Annotated in this window: 14 protein-coding genes; 3 read left to right on the top strand and 11 right to left on the bottom strand. The window is 66.2% G+C overall.

Annotated elements, in window-relative coordinates; translation table 11 throughout:
* Positions 1-2: 2 nt before the first annotated feature.
* From RT614_RS07605 to RT614_RS07655, 11 genes are all read right to left on the bottom strand, one after another.
* The gene (locus RT614_RS07605) at positions 3-3155 is read right to left on the bottom strand and encodes a T6SS effector BTH_I2691 family protein (protein WP_313621452.1); all 3153 of its coding nucleotides are present in this window, start codon (positions 3153-3155) and stop codon (positions 3-5) included.
* Positions 3152-4099, bottom strand: a complete 948-nt coding sequence (locus RT614_RS07610) for a DUF4123 domain-containing protein (protein ID WP_313621453.1) — start codon at positions 4097-4099, stop codon at positions 3152-3154. The genes RT614_RS07605 and RT614_RS07610 overlap by 4 nt, the downstream gene beginning before the upstream one ends.
* Positions 4096-6795 (bottom strand): type VI secretion system Vgr family protein, encoded by a 2700-nt coding sequence (locus RT614_RS07615; protein ID WP_313621455.1) that lies wholly within the window; start codon positions 6793-6795, stop codon positions 4096-4098. Before RT614_RS07615 ends, RT614_RS07610 begins: the two co-directional genes overlap by 4 nt.
* A 14-nt stretch (positions 6796-6809) precedes the next feature.
* The gene (tssH, locus tag RT614_RS07620; RefSeq protein ID WP_313621456.1) at positions 6810-9521 is read right to left on the bottom strand and encodes a type VI secretion system ATPase TssH; all 2712 of its coding nucleotides are present in this window, start codon (positions 9519-9521) and stop codon (positions 6810-6812) included.
* A gap of 22 nt (positions 9522-9543) precedes the next feature.
* Entirely contained in the window at positions 9544-10635 is a 1092-nt protein-coding gene (gene tssG / locus RT614_RS07625) for a type VI secretion system baseplate subunit TssG (RefSeq protein ID WP_313621458.1), read from the bottom strand.
* A complete protein-coding gene (tssF, locus tag RT614_RS07630) occupies positions 10599-12437 on the bottom strand; it encodes a type VI secretion system baseplate subunit TssF (protein WP_313621459.1) in 1839 nt (612 codons plus the stop codon). The genes tssG and tssF overlap by 37 nt, the downstream gene beginning before the upstream one ends.
* A gap of 52 nt (positions 12438-12489) precedes the next feature.
* Positions 12490-12975, bottom strand: a complete 486-nt coding sequence (tssE, locus tag RT614_RS07635; protein ID WP_313621460.1) for a type VI secretion system baseplate subunit TssE — start codon at positions 12973-12975, stop codon at positions 12490-12492.
* A gap of 111 nt (positions 12976-13086) precedes the next feature.
* Entirely contained in the window at positions 13087-13590 is a 504-nt protein-coding gene (locus tag RT614_RS07640; RefSeq protein ID WP_006226591.1) for an Hcp family type VI secretion system effector, read from the bottom strand.
* 45 nt (positions 13591-13635) lie between these two features.
* Positions 13636-15129: a type VI secretion system contractile sheath large subunit gene (gene tssC, locus RT614_RS07645; RefSeq protein WP_313621462.1), complete on the bottom strand. Its 1494-nt coding sequence runs from the start codon at positions 15127-15129 to the stop codon at positions 13636-13638.
* Positions 15122-15637, bottom strand: a complete 516-nt coding sequence (tssB, locus tag RT614_RS07650; protein WP_313621464.1) for a type VI secretion system contractile sheath small subunit — start codon at positions 15635-15637, stop codon at positions 15122-15124. The genes tssC and tssB overlap by 8 nt, the downstream gene beginning before the upstream one ends.
* 72 nt (positions 15638-15709) lie before the next feature.
* Positions 15710-16414, bottom strand: coding sequence for a hypothetical protein (locus RT614_RS07655; protein ID WP_313621466.1), 705 nt, complete (start codon positions 16412-16414; stop codon positions 15710-15712).
* A gap of 156 nt (positions 16415-16570) precedes the next feature.
* Here RT614_RS07655 and tssJ point away from each other — a divergent pair, with 156 nt between their 5' ends.
* The 3 genes from tssJ to icmH all read left to right on the top strand — a co-directional run bounded on the left by tssJ (position 16571) and on the right by icmH (position 19420).
* Complete coding sequence (gene tssJ, locus RT614_RS07660) at positions 16571-17188, top strand: type VI secretion system lipoprotein TssJ (RefSeq protein WP_313621468.1); 618 nt, start codon at positions 16571-16573, stop codon at positions 17186-17188.
* Positions 17189-17277: 89 nt separating this feature from the next.
* Positions 17278-18624: a type VI secretion system baseplate subunit TssK gene (tssK, locus tag RT614_RS07665; RefSeq protein ID WP_313621470.1), complete on the top strand. Its 1347-nt coding sequence runs from the start codon at positions 17278-17280 to the stop codon at positions 18622-18624.
* A 16-nt stretch (positions 18625-18640) separates the two neighbouring features.
* Complete coding sequence (gene icmH, locus RT614_RS07670; protein ID WP_313621471.1) at positions 18641-19420, top strand: type IVB secretion system protein IcmH/DotU; 780 nt, start codon at positions 18641-18643, stop codon at positions 19418-19420.
* The last annotated feature ends 48 nt before the right edge of the window (positions 19421-19468 follow it).

The raw sequence follows: 19468 nt of genomic DNA on the forward strand, positions 1-19468 counted from the left end.
TGTCAATTATTCGCTTTTACAAGATTTGCACCATTGCTGCCCATCGGCAGCGAGCGGATGTCGGGCATGCGATCGGGGTCGGGCCAATATTCGACCTTGATGATCGCTTCCTGGAAGATGTCGTCGTCGACCAGCACCTCGGTGCGCAGGATCGCGCAGCCGTTGCTGACGTGGAACTGCACCGATTCGTCCCACGGCTTGGCCGTGAATTCGATGGACTGGCTGCGATCCTTGCGTATCCAGCGCCAGGCGTCCGCCCAGCCCGGACGAGACTCCAGATTGTCGACGTATTTATCCACATCGTCGACCCAGGTCTCCTTGCTTGGACGACCCTGCACATACTGCGCGTTGGAGGGGCCGCGCGGCTGCAGATCCGGGTCTGTCGAACGCATGGACCCCTTGCTCGCCACGACGGCGCTGACGCCCTGTCCGACCAGCTTCAGGTTATACGCGTAGTCGCTGTGTTCGGAATAGCCCGGCATCACCACTTCCAGCACCAGGCGATCCCGGCCGAAGACCTCGCCCTGCCAAAGTCCCTTCCACTCCAGCGTCACGCGCACGCCGAACACGGCCCAGTTGAATGCGTGCAGCTCTTCTTCGCGCGTTGGGTAGAGCGTGCGCTCTTTCACGTTCTCGAATTCAGCGGAGCGCATGCAGCAGCACGTGTACCAGATCTCCAGCTCGCTTTCCTTGGCGCTGTCGCCCCAGAACTTGAAATACAGCCCGGCGGCCAGCAGGCACAGGCCCAGGGCAATCCAGCCCCATACCGGAATACCCAGCAGCACGGTGCCGCCGCTGGTCAAGCCGACCATGGCGCTGCCGAAGCCTCCCGCGCCCGCCACCACGCCCGCAGTGCTGAAGGCGCCGCCCAGCGAAATCAGCGCCGTGGCGACGCCGGTCAATCCGGACAGCAGCAGGAACACGGACGACGTCGCATAGGCGCCGCCCGCCTCGTAGTTCTTCACGTCGTATTGGTCGATGGCGCTCAGCGCGTTGTTGGCCCCGTCGACGAACGTGGCCGCCGCCGCGAACACCGCGCCCGCCGTCCTCACGGCCGTCAAGCGCATGTTCAATTTCAGATTCATCGTGAAGGCCGTGTTGGCACCCACCCGCGCGCCTATCCCCCCCGCCGTCACCTCGATCGCCACGCTGCCCACGCCCAGCACGCCGGACGTGATGCCGAACCAGGCCTTGCGCGCGGCCTTGGCGTCTTGCACGACCTGCGCCTTGCGCAGATCCGAGACCGATGCATAAAGCGCCACCAGGGTCATCACGCCCGTCGCGCCTGCATTGGCGCCGTCCTTCGTCTTCGCCCACTTGACCAGGCCCGCCAGCGGCGACATGGTGGGCGCTGGCAGCGCCAGCACCGGCGCAGGGGCCGGGAGCGAAAGCTGCGGGGATGCGCCGGCACCCGCGCCGGGCCGCGGACGCGCCGTCGCCGCGGCGTTCAATTGCGCGTCGACTTCCTCGGGAATGATGTAGTTGAGCGTGACCGGCGTGGAACGCTCGGCCTGGGTGCCCATCCAGCCCGACTCCATGTGCTTGCTCGCGGAGAGGCCGTGCATGCTGCCTCCGCCGCCCACGGTCACCGACGTGGGGTTCGGCTCCCAAACGATCTCGTGCATGTCCGCAATCATTCGCGGCAGGCTGGTGGTGTGCGTGCGCACCGCCATGACGATGTTCATGCGCGCCGACATCGTCAAGGTGACGCGCGCCGCAACCCGTTCGGCGATGGGGTCGCCCGCCAAGGTCAGCCGCAGAAGCTGCGTCGCCATGAATCGGCCAATCGCCGCGCCTGCCACCCGCATCGGCGGCAGTTGCCCCTTGGCCGCCCGCGCCTTGATCCAGTCGTTGTAGCTCTTGATCATTCTGCGGACATTGGAGACCTGCTTGGAGATCACCTTGCCCTTGGCCTCGCGGTCCAGGAAGCCCAACAGTTCGCCATCGTTTGCCGCCAGCGCGCGCCAGATCGCCGCATAGGTGCTCGAGCTGTCCTCGTCCTTCAGCGAATCGTCGATGACCTTGTGTTCGCTTTCGATCGCGCCCGCGCCGTCCACGCACAGCGCCATGTCCTCTTCCAGCCGTTCGCCGACGGCGGCGTCCTTCGGCGAGTAAGCCTTGAACGCCAGCCAGAGCGCCTCGCGGCCATACCACCACGCCCAATCCCTGCCAGCCCCCTCGATCTTCTCTTTCATGCGGGCGATGGCGGCCTTGTTGTCGCTGAGCGTCTTGGCGACCTTGCCGGTGTCGACGCGTTCGCGCAGGCGGCGGATCTCGTCGCCGGTGTTCTCCATCTGCTTTTGCAGGCCGTCGATGATCTGCGCCACACCCACTTCGCGCAGCCGCGTCGGATCCAGATGATGCTCGGCCAGCTCGCCCATGCATTTATTGCGCCACGTCGACACATCCGCCAGGACGCCCACGGGATCTCGCAGCGCCAGCACGATGCCTCCCTTGGGCGTCATCTGCCGCATCTTGGTCGCCATTGCCGCGCTCTGCCCGCCGAACACACTCACGGCCGGCGCCAGGGTATTGCCGAACAGGGTGGCGGCGCCCGCCGCGTCGCGAAACTCGATCGAGTGCTTGGCCAGGTTGGCGCCGTCTTCCGCCACGCGATAACCGGTCTCGGGCTTGGGATGACCGCCCCCCCACACCGCCTTGGCGTCCAGCTCCACCATGATCTTCTTGCGCCAGCGCTCGTCGCGCGCCAGGTCGCGGCGGACGTCCCGCGTCCACCATGCCCGGGAATAACCCACCCACACCGTGTGCGACGCGTTGGCGGGCGCTTCGACGTTGATCAGCGAGGATTCCAGGCCGTGCCCTTCGCGCATGCAGGTGAACGTCGGCTGTTCGGTCGGGCGGTTGTCGTCGTCGACCTGCACCTCCTTCATCTGGCCCGTCGCGGTCGCCGCGAACACGCGCCAGCCGTAGCTGCGGCGCGGATCCCAGATATACACGTACCCCGCCGTGATCGCGCGCAGCATGTAGGCGCCCTGACGCATGGTCTCGTAGTACAGCTCCGGATCCATGTACACGCCGTCCGGCAGGTCGTTCTTGCCGCCCGGCGCATAGGAAATCCGCATGGGCAGAATGGGCAGGCCTGGCCGGCCGCAGAACTTGCCCTTGCAGGGCAGCGCGTCATAGTCAGTCGTCATGCTTGCAGATCCTCCCGTGCCTGCGCCTCTTGCGCAAACACCTGCCAGTCTTCGTCGTCCATGTCTTCCGCCGCGCGATAAAGGCGGCCGCCTTCCTCGCGCACGTCGCGCAACAACGCCGCGAACGACGGCGCGCGCTCCAGCGGGGCGGCCAGGCGCACCCGCCAGGCGGCGAAGAGCGCCACGTCCTCGTCGTCATCGATGCCGCAGGCAGCACCCGCATCCAGCGCGCGCCGCACCGCCTCCAGCGCCGACGCCCCATAGCGCAAGCCGTCCGCGTTCAGCCGTTGCAGCACGGCATTGACGCGGCCCAGCCGCGCCAGGCGTGGCCAGTCCGGCGTGACGGTCTGCATCGGGCCGCGCGCATCCGGCAACGTCTGCCACTGCCCGAACCCGTCCAGGCTCATCCACGTTGCGCCCGGGATCCACGAGGCCGGCACGGTGCCCGCGTACAGCTCGCTTTGGAACTGCGTGGTGCGCGGGTCCCAGAATCGCAGGATGCGCACTCGCCCCTGCGCATCCCGCAGACGCGCGCGGTGAATCAGTCGCTCCGCGACTTCGGCCAGCGGCAGATCCGTCGCCAGCCAGGCCGACATCGACCGCGGCCGTCGGGCGGCCGGCGCCGGGCGCACGGCTTCGTCCACCGCCAGGCGGAGACTGGCGTTGACCAGACGCTCGTGCCGCACCTCGTCGGGCACGTCGGCCAGATACAAGGGCGGCGCGGTCGCGCCTTGTGAAATCAGGTCGACCTCGCGGCGCGCCAGTCCGGCGGATGCAATCTCTTCAGCCAGCGGATCGTCCAGGGTCGAATCGCACAGCAGCAGCACGCGCCGGGTGGCGCGACCGTCCAGCACCGCGCGCAAGCCTGCGATGGCGCGCTCGACGTCGGCTTCGGCGCTGGCCGTCCAGTATTCGGGGTGGCGGGGCGTCACGTCCATCGTCATGCCGCCAACGCGCCGCTGCCGGCCGCGTCTTCAAGCGCCACCGCGCAGCCTTCCAGATCGCCCTGCGGCGGTTGCGCGGGTCCGGCGCCGCTTTGCGGCCCCACCCAGTTATGCACGCCCGCCTTCAGTTCCACCTTGCCGGGCGCATGCAACTGGATGCCGCCGCCTTCGATCCGCATGTACGCGCCCGCGGCCGTCGCCAACACTTTCTTGGACGCGTTGACGTCCACCGCGCCCTGCGCCGACGCCAGCATCACCGCCTTCTCGGCCGCCAGCCGCATGCGCGCCTTCTGGCTTTGCAGCCGCAGCTGTCCGCCCGCCGCATGCAGGCGAATGCCCTGCTGGTCCACCGCCCGGCCACTGCCGCCCAGGCCCTTGGTGAACAGCACGACGCCTTGCGCGACGCACACCGACAGGTTCGCGCCCGCCGCCCAGTTCACGTCAGGCGCGACCTGGCACAGCGTGGCGCCGGCCACCGTATACGCGTTGTGCGGCGTGTACTGACCGATCCCCTTGGGCGCGCTGACCTGGATGTGCGGCGTGGTGTAGGCCGGCACGCGGACCTCTGCTTCGGTCTGGGTGCCCTCGATGATCTCGCGCACCGCGTCCAGCTCGTTCAACGAGCGCGGCTTGTCCTCATCGCCTGGCAGCAGCGCTTCCTGGCGGCCGGCGGTGGCGGACAGCTCGCCGGCCTGCTCGATGGCCTTTTCCATCTGCTTGATGGATTCTTCGCTGTCCAGGAGCGCGCCCGCAGCGTCCTCGCGCTTGTCGGCGCTGATCAGCAGGCCTTCGCCCGCCCGCAACGCCAGCGCTTCGCTGGTCGCCAGCTGGGCGCCATGGCCCAGATCCGACAGCCGTTCGTTGTCGCGCTGCTGTTTCAGATGCCCCAGGTTCAAACGCGCCTCGGCCTGCGTGGTCGACGCCGTCAGCCGCGATTGGCCCGGCGTATCGTCCTGCACCAACTGGTTGTAGCCGCCCATGCCCTGCCCGCTCGCAGCCAGCGCCTGGGTCTTGAAACCCGACATCACCACATTGTGCGCGTGCCCTTCCTCGCTGCCCGCGAACCAGGCGGGCGCGTTGCCGGTGGCCTTGGCCGCGCCGCCCTGCACCTGATTGTTGGCCGCATTCTCCGATCCCGCGCCGTTGTATAGCGCGCCCACCACGACAGGCCGGTCGATATCGCCATGCAGGAACTGCACCAGCACCTCCTGCCCCAGGCGCGGCACGAAGTGCCCGCCCCAGTCCGCCCCCGCCACGGGCTCGGCCACGCGCACCCAGGTGCCCAGGGCCTCGCTGGCGGGCGCGTTGTCGTCGCCGGCAGGGTGATCCTGGCGGTTGCTGGACGCGCTGCCGCGCTGCCAATGAAACTGGATCTTGATGCGGTGGTCGCGGTCGGTGTGGACAGGGTCGCCGGCGCCCACCACCAGCGCGGTCTGCGCGCCGTGCACGGTCGGGCGCGGATGCAGCCTCGCCCCGTGGCCGTCCCGCGTGCTGGGCCGGTATTCCAGTGACGCGGCAATGGCCTCGAAGCGGTTGCGGTAGAAATCCGCCTCGCCGTCAGCTTGTTCGCCCGGCGCGCCCAGGGCCTGCGCGACGGCATGCCCCAGGCTTTCGTCAAAATTGTTCCGCGCCTCGTGGCCGATGCCGATCACCACGAAGTCCGCGCCGCCGCCTTGCGACGGACCCCAGTGGCCCGTCAGCGTGAAACGCTGTCCCGGCGCCAACGTACGCGCAGTGCCTTCGCCCTCGTACAGGGATTGGCGCACCCGTTGCGCCGCCAGCGCGTTGTGCGCCAGCCGCTCGCCTTGCGCGCCGTCCTCGAACAGGTACTGGCCTGGGTAATCCGAATCGACCAGCTCCATCGCATTGGCGAACTTGTCTTCCGCCTGGGCGCTGACCTTGCGCGCCTGCATGGCGCGATAGTCCCAGGTGGCCAGGCGCACGGCATTGGTTCGCCATGCGCGGCTCTGGCGCCAGGCCTGGACGGAGTCCTGTTCCTCGGTGGCGTCGGCGCGCTGAAACGGGATGCTGTCCTGCGGGCCCGCCTCGAATGCGCCGTTGTGGTCCGCCAGGACGATCGTGTGGGCGCCGGGCTCGCCGTCGCCGCCTTCATGCTCGACCCAATAAAACAGCCCCTCTTCAGCCAGCAAGCGCTCAACGAACGCGAAATCCGTTTCCCGGTACTGGATCGTCAGGCTGCGTTTGGCATAGGCGTCGCGATCCTTCACTTCCCAGCGCCATTGGGGCGCCAGCGCGCCCTGGCCCTGGTAATCGCCAAACACGCTGTCGACGATGTCGATCACCGACAGATCCTGGAACGCGTAGCTGTCGCGCCGCTGGCGCAGCAGCGCCAGCCAAGGTTCGATGCGCAGTCGGTAGCGGGCAAAGCCGCCGTTGGCGCCCTCGAACCGCGCCTCGGTCACCAGCCCGCACCAGACGCGGTGCTCGTCGCGTCCCAAGGACGTCTGCAGTTTCACCTGGACAGCCTGACCGATCAGCGACTTCAGCGGAATGTGCGCATCGTCCGAAAGCGCATCCACCTGCAGGACGAAGCCGCCGTCGCTCAGCTGCTCCTTGCCTTGCAGGCGCTCCGCCAGCAGCTTGTCCTGCCCCAGCGGCGTCGTCAGGTCCAACAGGCGGTCGGCCTGCGTAAAGCCCGCGCCCAACAGGCTGGCGGCGGCGAGTTCAAGGGCCATGTCGGCGTCTCCTCTCAGCTCATCCGGAACCGGAACTCGCCATTCTTGCCCGCGCTGACGCGGATCTTGGCGATGCCCTCACCCTGCGCCATCTTGCTGAGCACCTGCTCGGCAATCTCCGGCAACAGCGATCCATTCAGAATATGGTCCACGTTGCGCGCGCCGGTATCCACCTCGGTGCAGCGCGCCAGCACGGCCTCCACCAGCGCCTCGTCCCATTCGAACATCGCGCGATGGGTGGCCTGAACGCGGCGGGCGATGCGCCCGAGCTTCAGGCCGATGATGTGCGCCAGCGCGTCGTCGTCCACCGGGAAATACGGAACGGTCTTCATGCGTCCCAGGAACGCGGGCTTGAACGCCTTGTACAGCTGCGGCGCCAGCAGCTCCGACAACTGGTCGGGCGTCGGGCGTTCGTCGGCCGGCTTGTTCAGGCAGGCCTGCATGATGACGCTGGATCCGATGTTGGACGTCAGGATGATCAGCGTGTTGCGGAAGTCGATTTCCCGCCCTTCCGCGTCATCCATCACCCCCTTGTCGAACACCTGGAAGAACAGCTCCAGCACGTCGGGATGCGCCTTCTCGATTTCATCCAGCAGCACCACGCTATAGGGCTGGCGGCGCACCGCCTCGGTCAACACGCCGCCCTCGCCAAAGCCCACGTAGCCGGGCGGAGAACCCTTCAGGCCGGAGATGCTGTGGGCCTCCTGGTATTCGCTCATGTTGATCGTGACCAGCTTGCGCTCTCCGCCGTAAAGAATGTCGGCCAGCGCCAGCGCCGTCTCGGTCTTGCCCACGCCCGACGGCCCGACGAACAGGAACACGCCCTTGGGCTTGTCCGGATCTTCCAGACCGGCGCGCGCGGTGCGCACGCGCTGCGCGATGGCGTGCAGCGCGTGGTCCTGGCCGATGACACGCTCGGCCAGCATGGGCTGCAGCTGCAGCACGGTGCGGATCTCGTCGTTCACCATGCGGCCCAGCGGAATGCCGGTCCATGCCGCAATGATCTCGGCCACGATCTGCGCGTCCACGCACGCGGGCACCAGCGGCTGCTCGCCCTGCAAGGCGCGCAGCTCGTCCATCAGGCCGGCCAGGCGCTGCTGGCCGGGCGTAAGCGGCGCGGGCGCCGCCTTGCGCCGGCTTGCGCCGGGCGCCGGGGTCTGCGCCTCGGGCATATCCGGACCCTGCGCATCCTGTCCCGCGGCTTCCAGCTCTGCGCGCAAGGCGTGAATCCTTTCGACCAGATCGGTCTCGGCAGCGTGCCGGCCTTGCGCGTCGGCCAGCGCAGCTTCCACCTGCGATATCTCCGCCCCCAGCTCCGCCAGGCGCGCCTGCGGCGCCCCGGCGGCGGCTTCGCGCCTCAGCGCCTCCTGCTCGGTGCGCAGCCGCGTCAGGCGATGCCGCGCATCGTCGATCAGCGCCGGCGTGGCGCTGCGGCCCAGCGCGACGCGCGCGCAGGCAGTGTCCAGCACGCTGACGGCCTTGTCGGGCAGCTGGCGGCCGGTGATGTAGCGATGCGACAGCCGCGCCGCCGCCACGATGGCCTCGTCCAGGATACGCACGCCGAAATGGCGCTCCATCAGCGGCGCCATGCCGCGCAGCATCGACGCCGCCAGCGTTTCATCCGGCTCCTCGACCTTGACTACCTGGAACCGGCGGGCCAGCGCGGCGTCTTTCTCGAAGTACTTCTTGTATTCGCTCCAGGTCGTCGCCGCGATGGTGCGCAGCTCGCCGCGCGCCAACGCGGGCTTCAGCAGGTTGGCGGCGTCGTTCTGCCCCGCCTGCCCGCCGGCGCCGATCATCGTGTGCGCCTCGTCGATGAACAGGATGATGGGCGACGGGCTCTTCTTGACCTCGTCGATCACGTTCTTCAAGCGGTTCTCGAACTCGCCCTTCACGCTGGCGCCCGCCTGCAGCAGGCCCATGTCCAGCACCCGCAGCGTCACGCCAGCCAGCGCCGGCGGCACGTCGCCCGCCACGATCCGCAGCGCCAGCCCCTCCACCACGGCGGTCTTGCCCACCCCCGCCTCGCCGGTCAGGATGGGATTGTTCTGCCGCCGCCGCGTCAGGATGTCGATCATCTGGCGGATCTCGGCGTCGCGGCCGATCACCGGATCGATCTTGCCTTCGCGCGCGCGCTCGGTCAGGTTGGTGGTGTACTGATCCAGCGCGGGCGTCTGCGACAGGGCCGGCGCCGGCTGCCCGGCCTCGCCCGGCTCCGCAGCGCCATCGGAAAATCCCACCGCCTGCCCCGCCTCTTCGGAGCCCTGCGTCAATGCGGCGAAATCATGCTTCAGCTCGTCCAGGCGGAACGACTCGAACAGCGGCGAACCCCGCCGCGCCAGCTGCGCCAGGTCGGGTTCCGTCAGCAGCGCCAGCAGCAGATGACCGGAACGGATGCGCGTCGTCTGCGTATCCAGCGACGCGATCAGCCAGGCGTGCTCGAACAGCTTGGGCAAATGCGCCGAAAACACGGGCGTGCGCGTATTGCCGTTCTTGAACCGGCCGATCTCGGCCTTCAGATCGGCTTCCAGTGCGTCGGCATAGATGTGGCAGCGCCGCGCAATGATGCTCACGTCGCTGGCCGGCTTTTCCAGGAGCGCCAGGAACAGATGTTCCAGATCCACCTCGTAATGGCCTTGCGCCATGCACAGGCTGGCTGCGCGCTCGGCGGCCTGGCGGCAGGTCTGGTTCAACTTCCCGATCAAGGTCTTCAGCGGTGTGGCCATGAGTGTCTATGTTGTTATGGGGTCAATGGATGGTGTGCAGTTCGTAGCTGGCGTCATCGCGGTCCGCGCTTGCCGGCTCGGTGCACAGGAACGAATTCCAGCCCAGGCGCACCTCGCCGCCTTCGCCCAGCCGGCTGGGCGTGACGCTCTCGCGCGCCAGAACCAGCCGCACTTCGTATTCGAAGGTCATGCCGCCGAACATCGTCAGCAGCTTTTCCAGCGCCTGCGCGCGCTCGCCGCCCGGCAGGAAATCGGTGTAGGCCTGGCTCGACAACGGGCCGATCCACAGCCGGATGCGCAGGTCGCGCTGCCAGATGCGATCGCCCGCCAGCGCCGACACACCCAACACCGCGCCAGGCTGTCCCAGCCGAGTTCTGTTCTGCGGCGGCACGTCATACCAGCGGCCCACGAACTGCTCCACTCGCAGCGGCACCCCAAAGTAGTCCTGCAACACGCGTTGCAGGAACGGCGCCGACACGGGCCGCTGGCGCGCGGCTGCGGCGTAGTGGGCCATGGACTCATCGAACACCCGCCCCGCGCCGGTATGCAGCCGGTCGCGCAGCGCCGGGTGGCCGATGCCGCCCAAGGCCAGCAACAGCGGCAGGTAATGATGGTCCTGGTCGGCCTCGTGCCGCAGCGGCATGCGGTATTTCTTCCACGCGGCGTAAAACAGCGCCGCCGCGCGGTTCGAGAAAATGTCGAAGAAAGCGCGCGCGCCTCGGTCTCGCTGCAGGCTCTCGCGGTTCGCCAGCATCTCCGAATAGTGCAGCGGCAACGCGCCCTGCCCGCCCAGCAGGCCAAAGAAGGCGGGCGTCACATCCACGCGGCCCAGTCGTCCCTCGGCCACGGCGGCCCTGCGCGCCGCTTCGTCGGCCAGCACCTCGCCATTCTTGTCGTACGCCACCGCGTCGACGATTTCACTGGGCGGAAAGCCCAGGCCGGGCGCGTTGGGAAAGCGCAGATGCACCGGCACCGTATGCCGCGTCGCGCCCTGCTCCTGCCGGGAAAAGCACTGCTCCAGCAGTCGCACCGCCTGGAAGAATTTGAAGCGCTGCGGCTCTGCCAGCAGCGCATCCATCACGCTAGTATGGCGTCGCCGTTGCATGGGGGGCATCGTAGTAGTTCCTCTGCGCCGCGGCGCGACAACACGACCAATTGCACAAAGCTGTTGGCGTGCACGTACAGTCCGAAGAACCGGTTGATCACGGCCACGAAGGTATGCAGGCTGGTCCCCACGAAGTGATCTTCATTGACAGTCAACCGGATCTCGATGCCGCGCACGAAGGTGGCGAAGGGTTCGCCGGGCATCCAGTGCGTGGCCGGCTTGTAGTCCAGGCCGACCAGCCCTTCGATCTGGCGCGCCGCCACCGCCGACCCCGACAGGTCGTACAGGCGCAGCGTTTCCTTCAAGGCGGGCAGGCCGCTCTGCACCAGCGACAGATGGTTCAGAGCCAGATGCGAAATCAGCCGCCAGTGCGCCGCGCGCCCCTGCTGGAAGCGGTGCGAATGCGTGGGCCGGCGCAGCATCCGGATGGCGCGCGCCACGGTGCCGCCCTCCAGGAACAGATCGCCGCCCGCCTGGCCCACCGCAATCTGCGCCGGCAGGTCGCGATTGGTGCAGGTCAGGTCCAGGCTCAGGGTTTCGGTCTGCGGCACCGACGGATCGAAATCGATATCGACGATCGAGATCTCGGTCTCGTATCCCGGGCTGCGCTGCGCCATCGAGGCGTCGCGCCGCATTGTCCAGTAGTGCCCGGCGGACTCCGGCGATTCGCCGTGATGCAACGAATAGAACGGCCGGAAATCCACCACGGCGTCGCCCTGGGCGTTCTGCCGCACCTGACGCACCCGTTCAATGGAATAAACCTCGTATCCATACGCGCGCCGAGCGTCGGCCACCACCGGATACGACGCTGCCGAATGCGTCACCCGGATGGGGTCGGCGCGCTGATTGAACAGGTTCACCACCGGCGTGCAGCCCAGCCGCAGGTTGTCTGCCGACGTCGACTCCAGCAGCTGCGCCGTATTGGAGTCTGCACGCAGCCCGCCCACCGGCAGATGCAGCGTGAACTGCCGCACAGAGCCCAGATAGGGGCGCAGCACGGCCAGGTCGATGTCGACGAAATTGAATTTTTCGGAGAAGACGAAGTATTCGGCCAACAGGCGATACGCCGGATGCGAACTGGCCGGGAAGTCGATCAGCGCATCTTCTTCGGCCAGTCCCACCTGCGCCAGCGGAATCGCGGGCAATCGGTCCCAGCGCCCCGGCTGCAGCTCCACATACGCCGCGGCCGCGCGCAGGAACAGGGCGTCGCGCAGCGCCGCCACGAACGACGGTTCGCCGTGCAGATAGACGCGCAGCCGATCAATGCCCAGTGATCCGAAGTTCTGGCTCTCGCCCAGGCATCCCAGCGTGACGGAAAAGCGGCCGGTTACGCCCGCGGGCAGCTTGGCCGTGGCCGGCGCATTGGCGCTGGACACGAACCCCGCGCGTTGCACCTCGATGGGCGCCAGCGTGACCTCATAGGCAGTGCGGAAACGGCACGACACGCCGCGCACCGGATGGGATTTCAATTCGACGCCGCGGCCGATGCGCACGGGCGCGGTCAGCTGGGCGCCAGCGCCGCCCAAGTCGAACTGGGCGACGCTGCAGGAGGGAAACGGCCGCAGATAATGCGGATACATCACCTCGAACAGCGCTTCGGTGAATTCAGGGTAGTCGTCGTCCAGCTTCTTGTTGATGCGGGCGCTCAGCAACGCGAACGATTCGATCATGCGTTCGACATGCGGATCCTCGCAGGTCTCGCCCGACAGCCCCAGCCGCGCGGCAATCTTCGGATAGCGCTCGGCGAAGTCGCGCGAAGAGGTGCGCAAGAAGCCAAGTTCGCGCTCGTAATAGGGCAGCAGTTCTTCCATTGATGTCTTCCTGTCCGGCGCGCCAGTGCACCTGCACTCTCGGATTGATGCGTCAGACCGTGGCCGGGCTCTTGGCCCAGCCCTTGGTCACGGAGTACTGCAAGGTCGATGGCTGCAAGGTCGCGTCGAAGGTCACGGGCTCGTGGGCGGGGCCCACGTCCAGCATGGCCGTGATCGCGAAATACAGCACCGAGGTCGCCCGGCTGTCGACCTGCAGCATGACCCGCACGTGCGTCAGCCGGGGCTCGTGCCGCGCAATCGCCTGTTCAAGCGAACGGCAGATGAACTCGCGGTCGTAGTGGCTGGCCAGGCTCAGCCCCGAAAAGTCCGACAGCCCGTACGTCAACAACGAGCGCTGGCAGTTCGGGTAGCGCCGAAGGTCTTCCTCGGTGAACACCATGCGGGTGTTCAACAGGGCCTCGATGTCGCGCGCCACCGTCTCTTTCATTTCCTCGATCGACAAGCGCCGCAAGGCATAGGGCGATTGGCCCTCTGCTTCGAACAGCTTGTCGAAGAGACTCGGTTCGAATCCTTTCATCGGGGCCTCAAAAAAAAAAACGGCGACCCGGCCGGGCCGCGATCGGCCGGGCCGCGATCGGCCGGGCCGCGCTCGGCTCGGGCCGCGGGCTTCCAGCCTTCCCTGCCGCGATCAGACCGAGTAGGTCTTGTCGTTCTTGGTCAGGCTCCAGGCGCCCTGGGCGTTGCCGCCCTGATTGCCGCCAACCTTCTGCTGCGTGTACTTCCACTGCACGGCGGCGTACTTCAGCGAGAAGGACTCGTGCGGCAGGCCTTCGGCGACCACTTCCGGCGCCACGCGGGCGATGATCACGTACTTCAGCTTGATCTCGAGATACTTGACGCGGTTGCCCTCGCCGTCGGCGCGCAGGAAGTCGATGGTGACTTCGTCGAACGTGGTGCCGCCCGACGCATGCTGATACAGCAGCGGGCTGACGACGTCCAGATCCTTGGTGAAGACCATTTCCCCATGTTCGGTGCGCTCGGCGGTATGACCGCCCGAGGTCGAGGCGGTGGCCGAACGAGGCTGGATGATCTCGTGGCGCCACGAGCTGACTTCGATCCAATCCGGATGGTCCTTGTCTTGCGACTCGCCCTTGAGCGCCGGATTGCCGAACTTGACGTAGATGTCCTTCATTGTTGATAACCTCTTTGAATGGATGAGTTGTCAGTGCAATGACGCTCAGGACTTCTGGGCCTGGGCCGGCAGTTCAGCGACCAGACGCAAGGAAATCGAGAGTTCGTCAAGCTGGAAATGCGGCCGCAAGAACGCCACGGCGCGGAAAACGCCAGGACGGCCGGGCACCTCGGCCACTTGCACCGAGGCTTCGCGCAGCGGGAACTGCGCCTTTTGTTCCTGCGTCGCGTTGTCGTCCAGCAGCACATACTGCGAAACCCAGCGATTCAGGAAACTTTCTACGGACTGCGCCGATGCGAAGCTGCCGATCTTGTCGCGCATCATCGCCTTCAGGTAGTGCGCCACGCGCGATACCGAGAAGATGTATTGCAGCTGCGCCGACAACACCGCGTTGGCGTTGGCGCTGTCCGTGTTGTACTTCTTGGCCTTCTGCACCGACTGGGCGCCGAAGAACGCCGCGTAATCCGAGTTCTTGCAATGCACCAGCGGAATCAGCCCCTGGTCGCTCAGTTCCTTTTCGCGGCGGTCGGTGATGGCGATTTCGGTCGGGCACTTGAGCGCGATTTCACCGTCGTCCGTCTTGAAGGTGTGCGTGGGCAGGTTCTCGACCAGCCCGCCGCCTTCCACGCCACGGATCGCAGCGCACCAGCCGAAGTCGGCGAATGCGGCCGTCAGGCGCGCGCCAAAGGCCCACGCGGCGTTGCACCAGAGGTACTTGGAATGGTCGGTGCCGTCCACGTCCTCGACAAAGTTGAAGCCTTCAACCGTCGTGCCTTCCACCGGGTCGTACGGCGGGCGGCCCAGGAAGCGCGGCATGGTCAGGCCGACGTAGCGCGAATCTTCCGAATCGCGGAAGCTGCGCCACTTGGTGTATTCCACGGTGTCGAACACCTTGGCCAGATCGCGCGGGCGGCCCAGGTCGGCAAAGCTGTCCAGGCCCAGCAGCTCGGGCGAGGCCGAGGCGATGAACGGCGCGTGCGACGCAGCGGCCACGTGCGACATCTGCTCGATGAAGTACATGTCCTCGGGCTGGCGCGTAATTTCGAAGTTGCCCAGCAACGCGCCGAACGGGGCGCCACCGAAGGTGCCGAATTCCTCTTCGTACACCTTCTTGAACATCAAACTCTGATCGAAGTCGATCGCGGTCTGGAAGTCGCGGACCAGGTCGCGCTTGGTGGCGTTCAGCACCTTGATCTTCAGCATGGGGCTGGTGTCGGTCTCCTGGCACAGGTAGTGCAGGCCGCGCCAGGTGCTTTCGAGCTTCTGGAACTCGGGCGCGTGCATCACTTCGCTGAGCTGGGCCGAGATCAGGCGGTCCAGCTCGGCGACGCGCGCATCCAGCATCGCCGACAGATTGTCGGAAACCACCACGGTGCCCTTCATGACTTCGCGCACCAGCTCGCCAATGATGTCCTTGGCCCGATCGTGTTCGGCGGTGGATTTGGCGACGCGGCTTTGCTCGACGATCTGGTCCAGCAGGCCGGTCTGTGCATCAGCGGCGGCGGCGGTAGTGTGTTGCGCGGCGGCGGAATTACTCATTGCGGCCTCCCTTGTCGGTCTCGGTGGTCAGCTGTTGCAGCTTCTCCGTGCTGGTCAGCACTTCGCCCAGCAGGTCCTCGAGCTTGTCGTTGCCGGCAAGCTTGTTGCGCAGATCTGCCAGCTTGGTGCGGATGTCCAGCAATTCGCGCAGCGGGTCCACCTGCTGAACCACGGCTTCCGGACGGAAGTCTTCAATGGAACGGAACTTCATGTCGACGCCGAACGTGCCGCCCTCGTCCGTCAGGCGGTTCTGCACCCGGTACGCCGCGCGGGGCTCCAGCCCGCGCATCACATCGTCGAAGTTGTCGACGTCGATGTTGACGAACTTGCGGTCCTTCAGGCGGGGCAGCTCGGTTTCGGACTGCGCCGAAAAGTCGCCCACCACGCCGACCACGAAGGGAAGCTCCTTCTGTTCGATGGCGTCGCCCTTCTCTACGTCATACGTGAGCTGAACGCGCGGCGGACGGACTTTCTGCAATCGTTTTTGAACGCTCTCTTTCTTGGCCATGGAAGGCTCCGTGCAAAGGATCTGGTCTGTCGGTCAGGGGCGCGCAGCAAGGGCGGCGCGCTCCCGGGCGAATCACTTGGTGAGCAGGTCGCCGAATGGGTTCGGCGCGCGGTTGGGCTGCTGGGCGGGCGGGTTTGCGGGTTGTGGCGAGGACGGCTGGGCCGCGGGAGCACGTGCGGGCGCGCTGGCCGACGACGACGCGGTCGAGCCCGAGGAAGCCGACTGGCCGGCGGCGGGCGTACCCGCGGCGGGCACGGCGGACGCAGGCGGCGTCGGGTCGACCTTGCGCGGTTGGCGCGGACGCGGCGGCGGGCGTTTGCCCTCGGGGAACAGCACGTCCTGGCCCAGCGTTTCGCGCATCGACGCGGCCAGCGCCACGGCATCTTCTCGGGCGTTGCCGGCCAGCAGCGCGTCGGCGCGCAGGTCCGCGAGCGACTGCATGGCCACGCGCAGGCCGCCGACGGCGCGCACCGACTTGGCCACGAAGTCGTCGGGATCGCGGTTCAAGGTTTCATCGGCGGCCACGATCGCCTGGCCGTATTTCTGTTCGTCGAAACGAATCTTCGCGATGTAGGACCACGGCGCGCCCTTGGACGGATTGCGCTGGGCAATCTCTTCGAACTGCGCGACAGCCTGGTCGGGGCCCTTCTGCTCCAGCGTCTTTTCCGCTGCAGCCATGGACTGTTTGTATTCGGCTTCGGACGGCGGCTTGGTGGACGCGCAGCCGGCCATCAATGCAATGACACCAGCAGCAACAACGAGGCGGGGGAAAGGCATTTTTTAAGCACCTAGCAAGGTTGTAACTAGGGGCCGTATTTCAACAACCTTTTGTTAGTGCAGCGCTACAGCGAGTGTCTTCATGTTACTTGCGCCGAAATTGCACGCATCATGCCGCGATCTGTATTGCTTCACACACTTCCGGTATAAAGGGCCATGACCAAACATATCCATTTATCACGGTTGTTCACGGTGATGGTGTGCATGCTTGCAAGCAGCGCCGTTACTGGATGTGCGGCCGTTTCGGCCATTGGAGCGGTCGCCGGTTTGACGGGTAACGCGATGGAGATGGCAGGCCTGAAAAAGCCGGAAAACGCGCCTGTGGAAGTGAATTTGGCGATTCACGCCGGAGAAAATTTGAACGCCGGCAGCGGTCAGCCGATGGCGGTAGTTACAAAAATATACTACCTGAAGAATCCTGATCAATTCATGCGTGCGCCGCTCACGCAATTGATAGACACTGCCGGGGACAAAGCGGCGCTTGGGGAGTCAGTTCTGGGCTCACGCGAGCTAATGCTCACACCGGGACAACGTTACGAAACGGTCGAAAAAGTCCCCAAGCAAGCGGATTACATCGCCATCGCCGGGCTGTTTTATGCCCCCGCGCCGATGCGTTGGAAGTACGTATTCAAGGTCGAAGACGCGGAAGACAGTGGCATCGTCCTGGGCGCGCATGCGTGTGCACTGACAGTGGCCACGGGCAAACCCACGTTGCCGGCGGGCATACCCCCCTACGATCCGTCACGCTTATCCGGCGTGCAGTGTCCAGGTTGACGCGCATCGCGGCCGCCCGCCGTCCATCCAACCCTTCTATCTATATAGCGATATAGAAATCGAGCCAGACGAAAGAGGGAGCGCCTATTTTGAGTTACTCAGCCAAAGTCCTTTGGGGCGAAGGTTTGTTCCTCCGCCCGCAGCATTTCCAGCGGCAGGACGCGTATCACGAAGACCGGCTGGCCGAAATGGCCCGCGCACTGCACCCCTATGCATGGGGTCTGCGTTCCGCGCGTTTCGATGCTTCGGCGCTTGCCAACGGCATGTTGCGCGCCACTGAGATAAGCGCGGTGTTTCCAGATGGCGAACTCTACAGCGCGCCGCACGGCGACGAGTTGCCTCCCCCCGTTGCGCTGACGGCGCTGGATGGCGTGAGCGAAGCCGTGTTCTACCTGGCGATCCATCCCCTGAAGGCGATAGGCGGCAACTACCGCGACACGCAGGCCACGGGCAGCTTCGACACGCGCTACGCGCACAACAATGCGCCCGCGCCCGATCTCTATACCGGCGCCACGACCGCCGAGCTTGCATTCCTGCGCAAGGACGTGCGCCTGATTTCCGAGTTCGAACCGCGCGACGAACTGCTGGCGATCCCCGTGGCGCGCGTGCGGCGCACGGCCAGCGCGGGCTACGAACTGGACACCACCTTCATCGCGCCCAGCCTGTCGCTGACGGCCTCCGGCGCGCTGCACGAGCAACTGCGCCGGCTGCTGGACGCCTTGCAGGCCAAGGTCAACGCGCTCTACGGCTTTCATCGCGAACCCAGCAAGAACATCATCGAGTTCCGGTCGGGCGACGTCGCCTCGTTCTGGCTGCTGCACACCGCCAACGAAGCCTATGCCACGCTGTCGCACCTGTTCCATCACCCGCAGCTGCATCCCGAGCGCCTGTTCCAGGAGCTTGCTCGGCTGGCGGGCGCGCTGATGACATTCTCCAAGGTGCACACGCTGGCGGCTCTGCCCGTGTATCGGCACGACGCACCGGGGCCGGCGTTTGCCCGCATGGACGAAATCCTGCGCGACCTGCTCGAAACGGTGATCTCGACGCGCTACTTCTCCATCCTGCTCGAAGAGCTGCGTCCCTCGTTCCACATGGGCCGGCTCGATTCGGAAAAGCTGGACGACACCACCTCGCTGTACCTGGCCGTGCAGGCCGCGATGCCCGCCTCGGAGCTGTCGGAGAGCGTGCCCATGCGCTTCAAGGTGGGCGCGCCCGAAGACGTGGACAAGCTGGTGCTGTCCGCCATGCCCGGCGTGCCGCTCGCTTACACGCCGCAGGTTCCGCCCGCCGTGCCCGTGAAGCCGGGCGCCGTCTACTTCGCATTGCAGACGCGGGGCTCGCTGTATGACCGCATGCTGCAGGCGCGCAGCATCGCCATCTACGCCCCCGCCGGCATTCCCGAACTCAAGCTGGATTTGATCGCAGTGACCCGCTGACAGGAACGACACCGCCATGACCGCTGACGCCCCTTCCCTGATGCCCGGCGCAACGCTGCCGCCCCGCGCGGCCGAATTTCACGCAAGCCGCCCCGCCAAGTCATTGCTGGATCTGCTGTACGACGGCTTCCTGATGCTCTTTCTGCTAAAGAGCGGACAGGAACCCACCGACGCCGCCGCTTTCTCCGCGCGCGTGCAGCAGTTCCTGGCGGATTACGAGCGCGCCGCCAAGAAAATGGACATGCCCGCCGAGGACGTATACGCCACTAAGTATGCATTCTGCGCCGCGGTGGACGAGACCGTGCTGAATTCCGGCTTTGCAATTCGCGACGCCTGGATGCTTCAGCCTTTGCAGCTCACGCTGTTCGGCGAACAACTGGCGGGCGAAAACTTTTTTGCCCGACTCGAAGACCTGCGCGCGCAGGGCGCGCCGCGCCTGCAGTCGCTGGAAATCTATTACATGTGCCTGCTGCTCGGTTTCCAGGGCAAGTACCTGATCGAAGGCCAGGAAAAGCTGGGGTATCTGACGGCGCGGCTGGGCGACGAGATCGCGCTGCTGCGCGGCAAGCGCACCGGCTTCGCGCCGCATTGGCCGCTGCCCGACAAGGTGGCGCACACGCTCAAGCGCGACGTGCCGCTGTGGTCCGTCATGGCGCTGTTCGCGTTGCTGGGCCTGCTTGCGTTCCTGGGCATGGGCCACTTCCTGAACTCCGAAATGCAGACAGCCATGGCGCCCTATCACGACATCGTCAAGCTGGGCCCGCGCGCGGCGCATTTGACGATTTCGCTGCCGTAGCGGCAGCAGGTAGAACCCGTCCCTTCCGGCGCGCCTCGCGCGCCTTCG

The organism is Achromobacter sp., from assembly GCF_032102605.1.
Lineage (GTDB): Bacteria > Pseudomonadota > Gammaproteobacteria > Burkholderiales > Burkholderiaceae_B > Achromobacter.

Coding starts and splice junctions, on each gene's coding strand:
- RT614_RS07605 (WP_313621452.1), bottom strand. CDS start 3,155: ATGACGACTGACTATGACGCGCTGCCCTGCAAGGGCAAGTTCTGCGGC.
- RT614_RS07610 (WP_313621453.1), bottom strand. CDS start 4,099: ATGACGATGGACGTGACGCCCCGCCACCCCGAATACTGGACGGCCAGC.
- RT614_RS07615 (WP_313621455.1), bottom strand. CDS start 6,795: ATGGCCCTTGAACTCGCCGCCGCCAGCCTGTTGGGCGCGGGCTTTACG.
- tssH (WP_313621456.1), bottom strand. CDS start 9,521: ATGGCCACACCGCTGAAGACCTTGATCGGGAAGTTGAACCAGACCTGC.
- tssG (WP_313621458.1), bottom strand. CDS start 10,635: ATGCCCCCCATGCAACGGCGACGCCATACTAGCGTGATGGATGCGCTG.
- tssF (WP_313621459.1), bottom strand. CDS start 12,437: ATGGAAGAACTGCTGCCCTATTACGAGCGCGAACTTGGCTTCTTGCGC.
- tssE (WP_313621460.1), bottom strand. CDS start 12,975: ATGAAAGGATTCGAACCGAGTCTCTTCGACAAGCTGTTCGAAGCAGAG.
- RT614_RS07640 (WP_006226591.1), bottom strand. CDS start 13,590: ATGAAGGACATCTACGTCAAGTTCGGCAATCCGGCGCTCAAGGGCGAG.
- tssC (WP_313621462.1), bottom strand. CDS start 15,129: ATGAGTAATTCCGCCGCCGCGCAACACACTACCGCCGCCGCCGCTGAT.
- tssB (WP_313621464.1), bottom strand. CDS start 15,637: ATGGCCAAGAAAGAGAGCGTTCAAAAACGATTGCAGAAAGTCCGTCCG.
- RT614_RS07655 (WP_313621466.1), bottom strand. CDS start 16,414: ATGCCTTTCCCCCGCCTCGTTGTTGCTGCTGGTGTCATTGCATTGATG.
- tssJ (WP_313621468.1), top strand. CDS start 16,571: ATGACCAAACATATCCATTTATCACGGTTGTTCACGGTGATGGTGTGC.
- icmH (WP_313621471.1), top strand. CDS start 18,641: ATGACCGCTGACGCCCCTTCCCTGATGCCCGGCGCAACGCTGCCGCCC.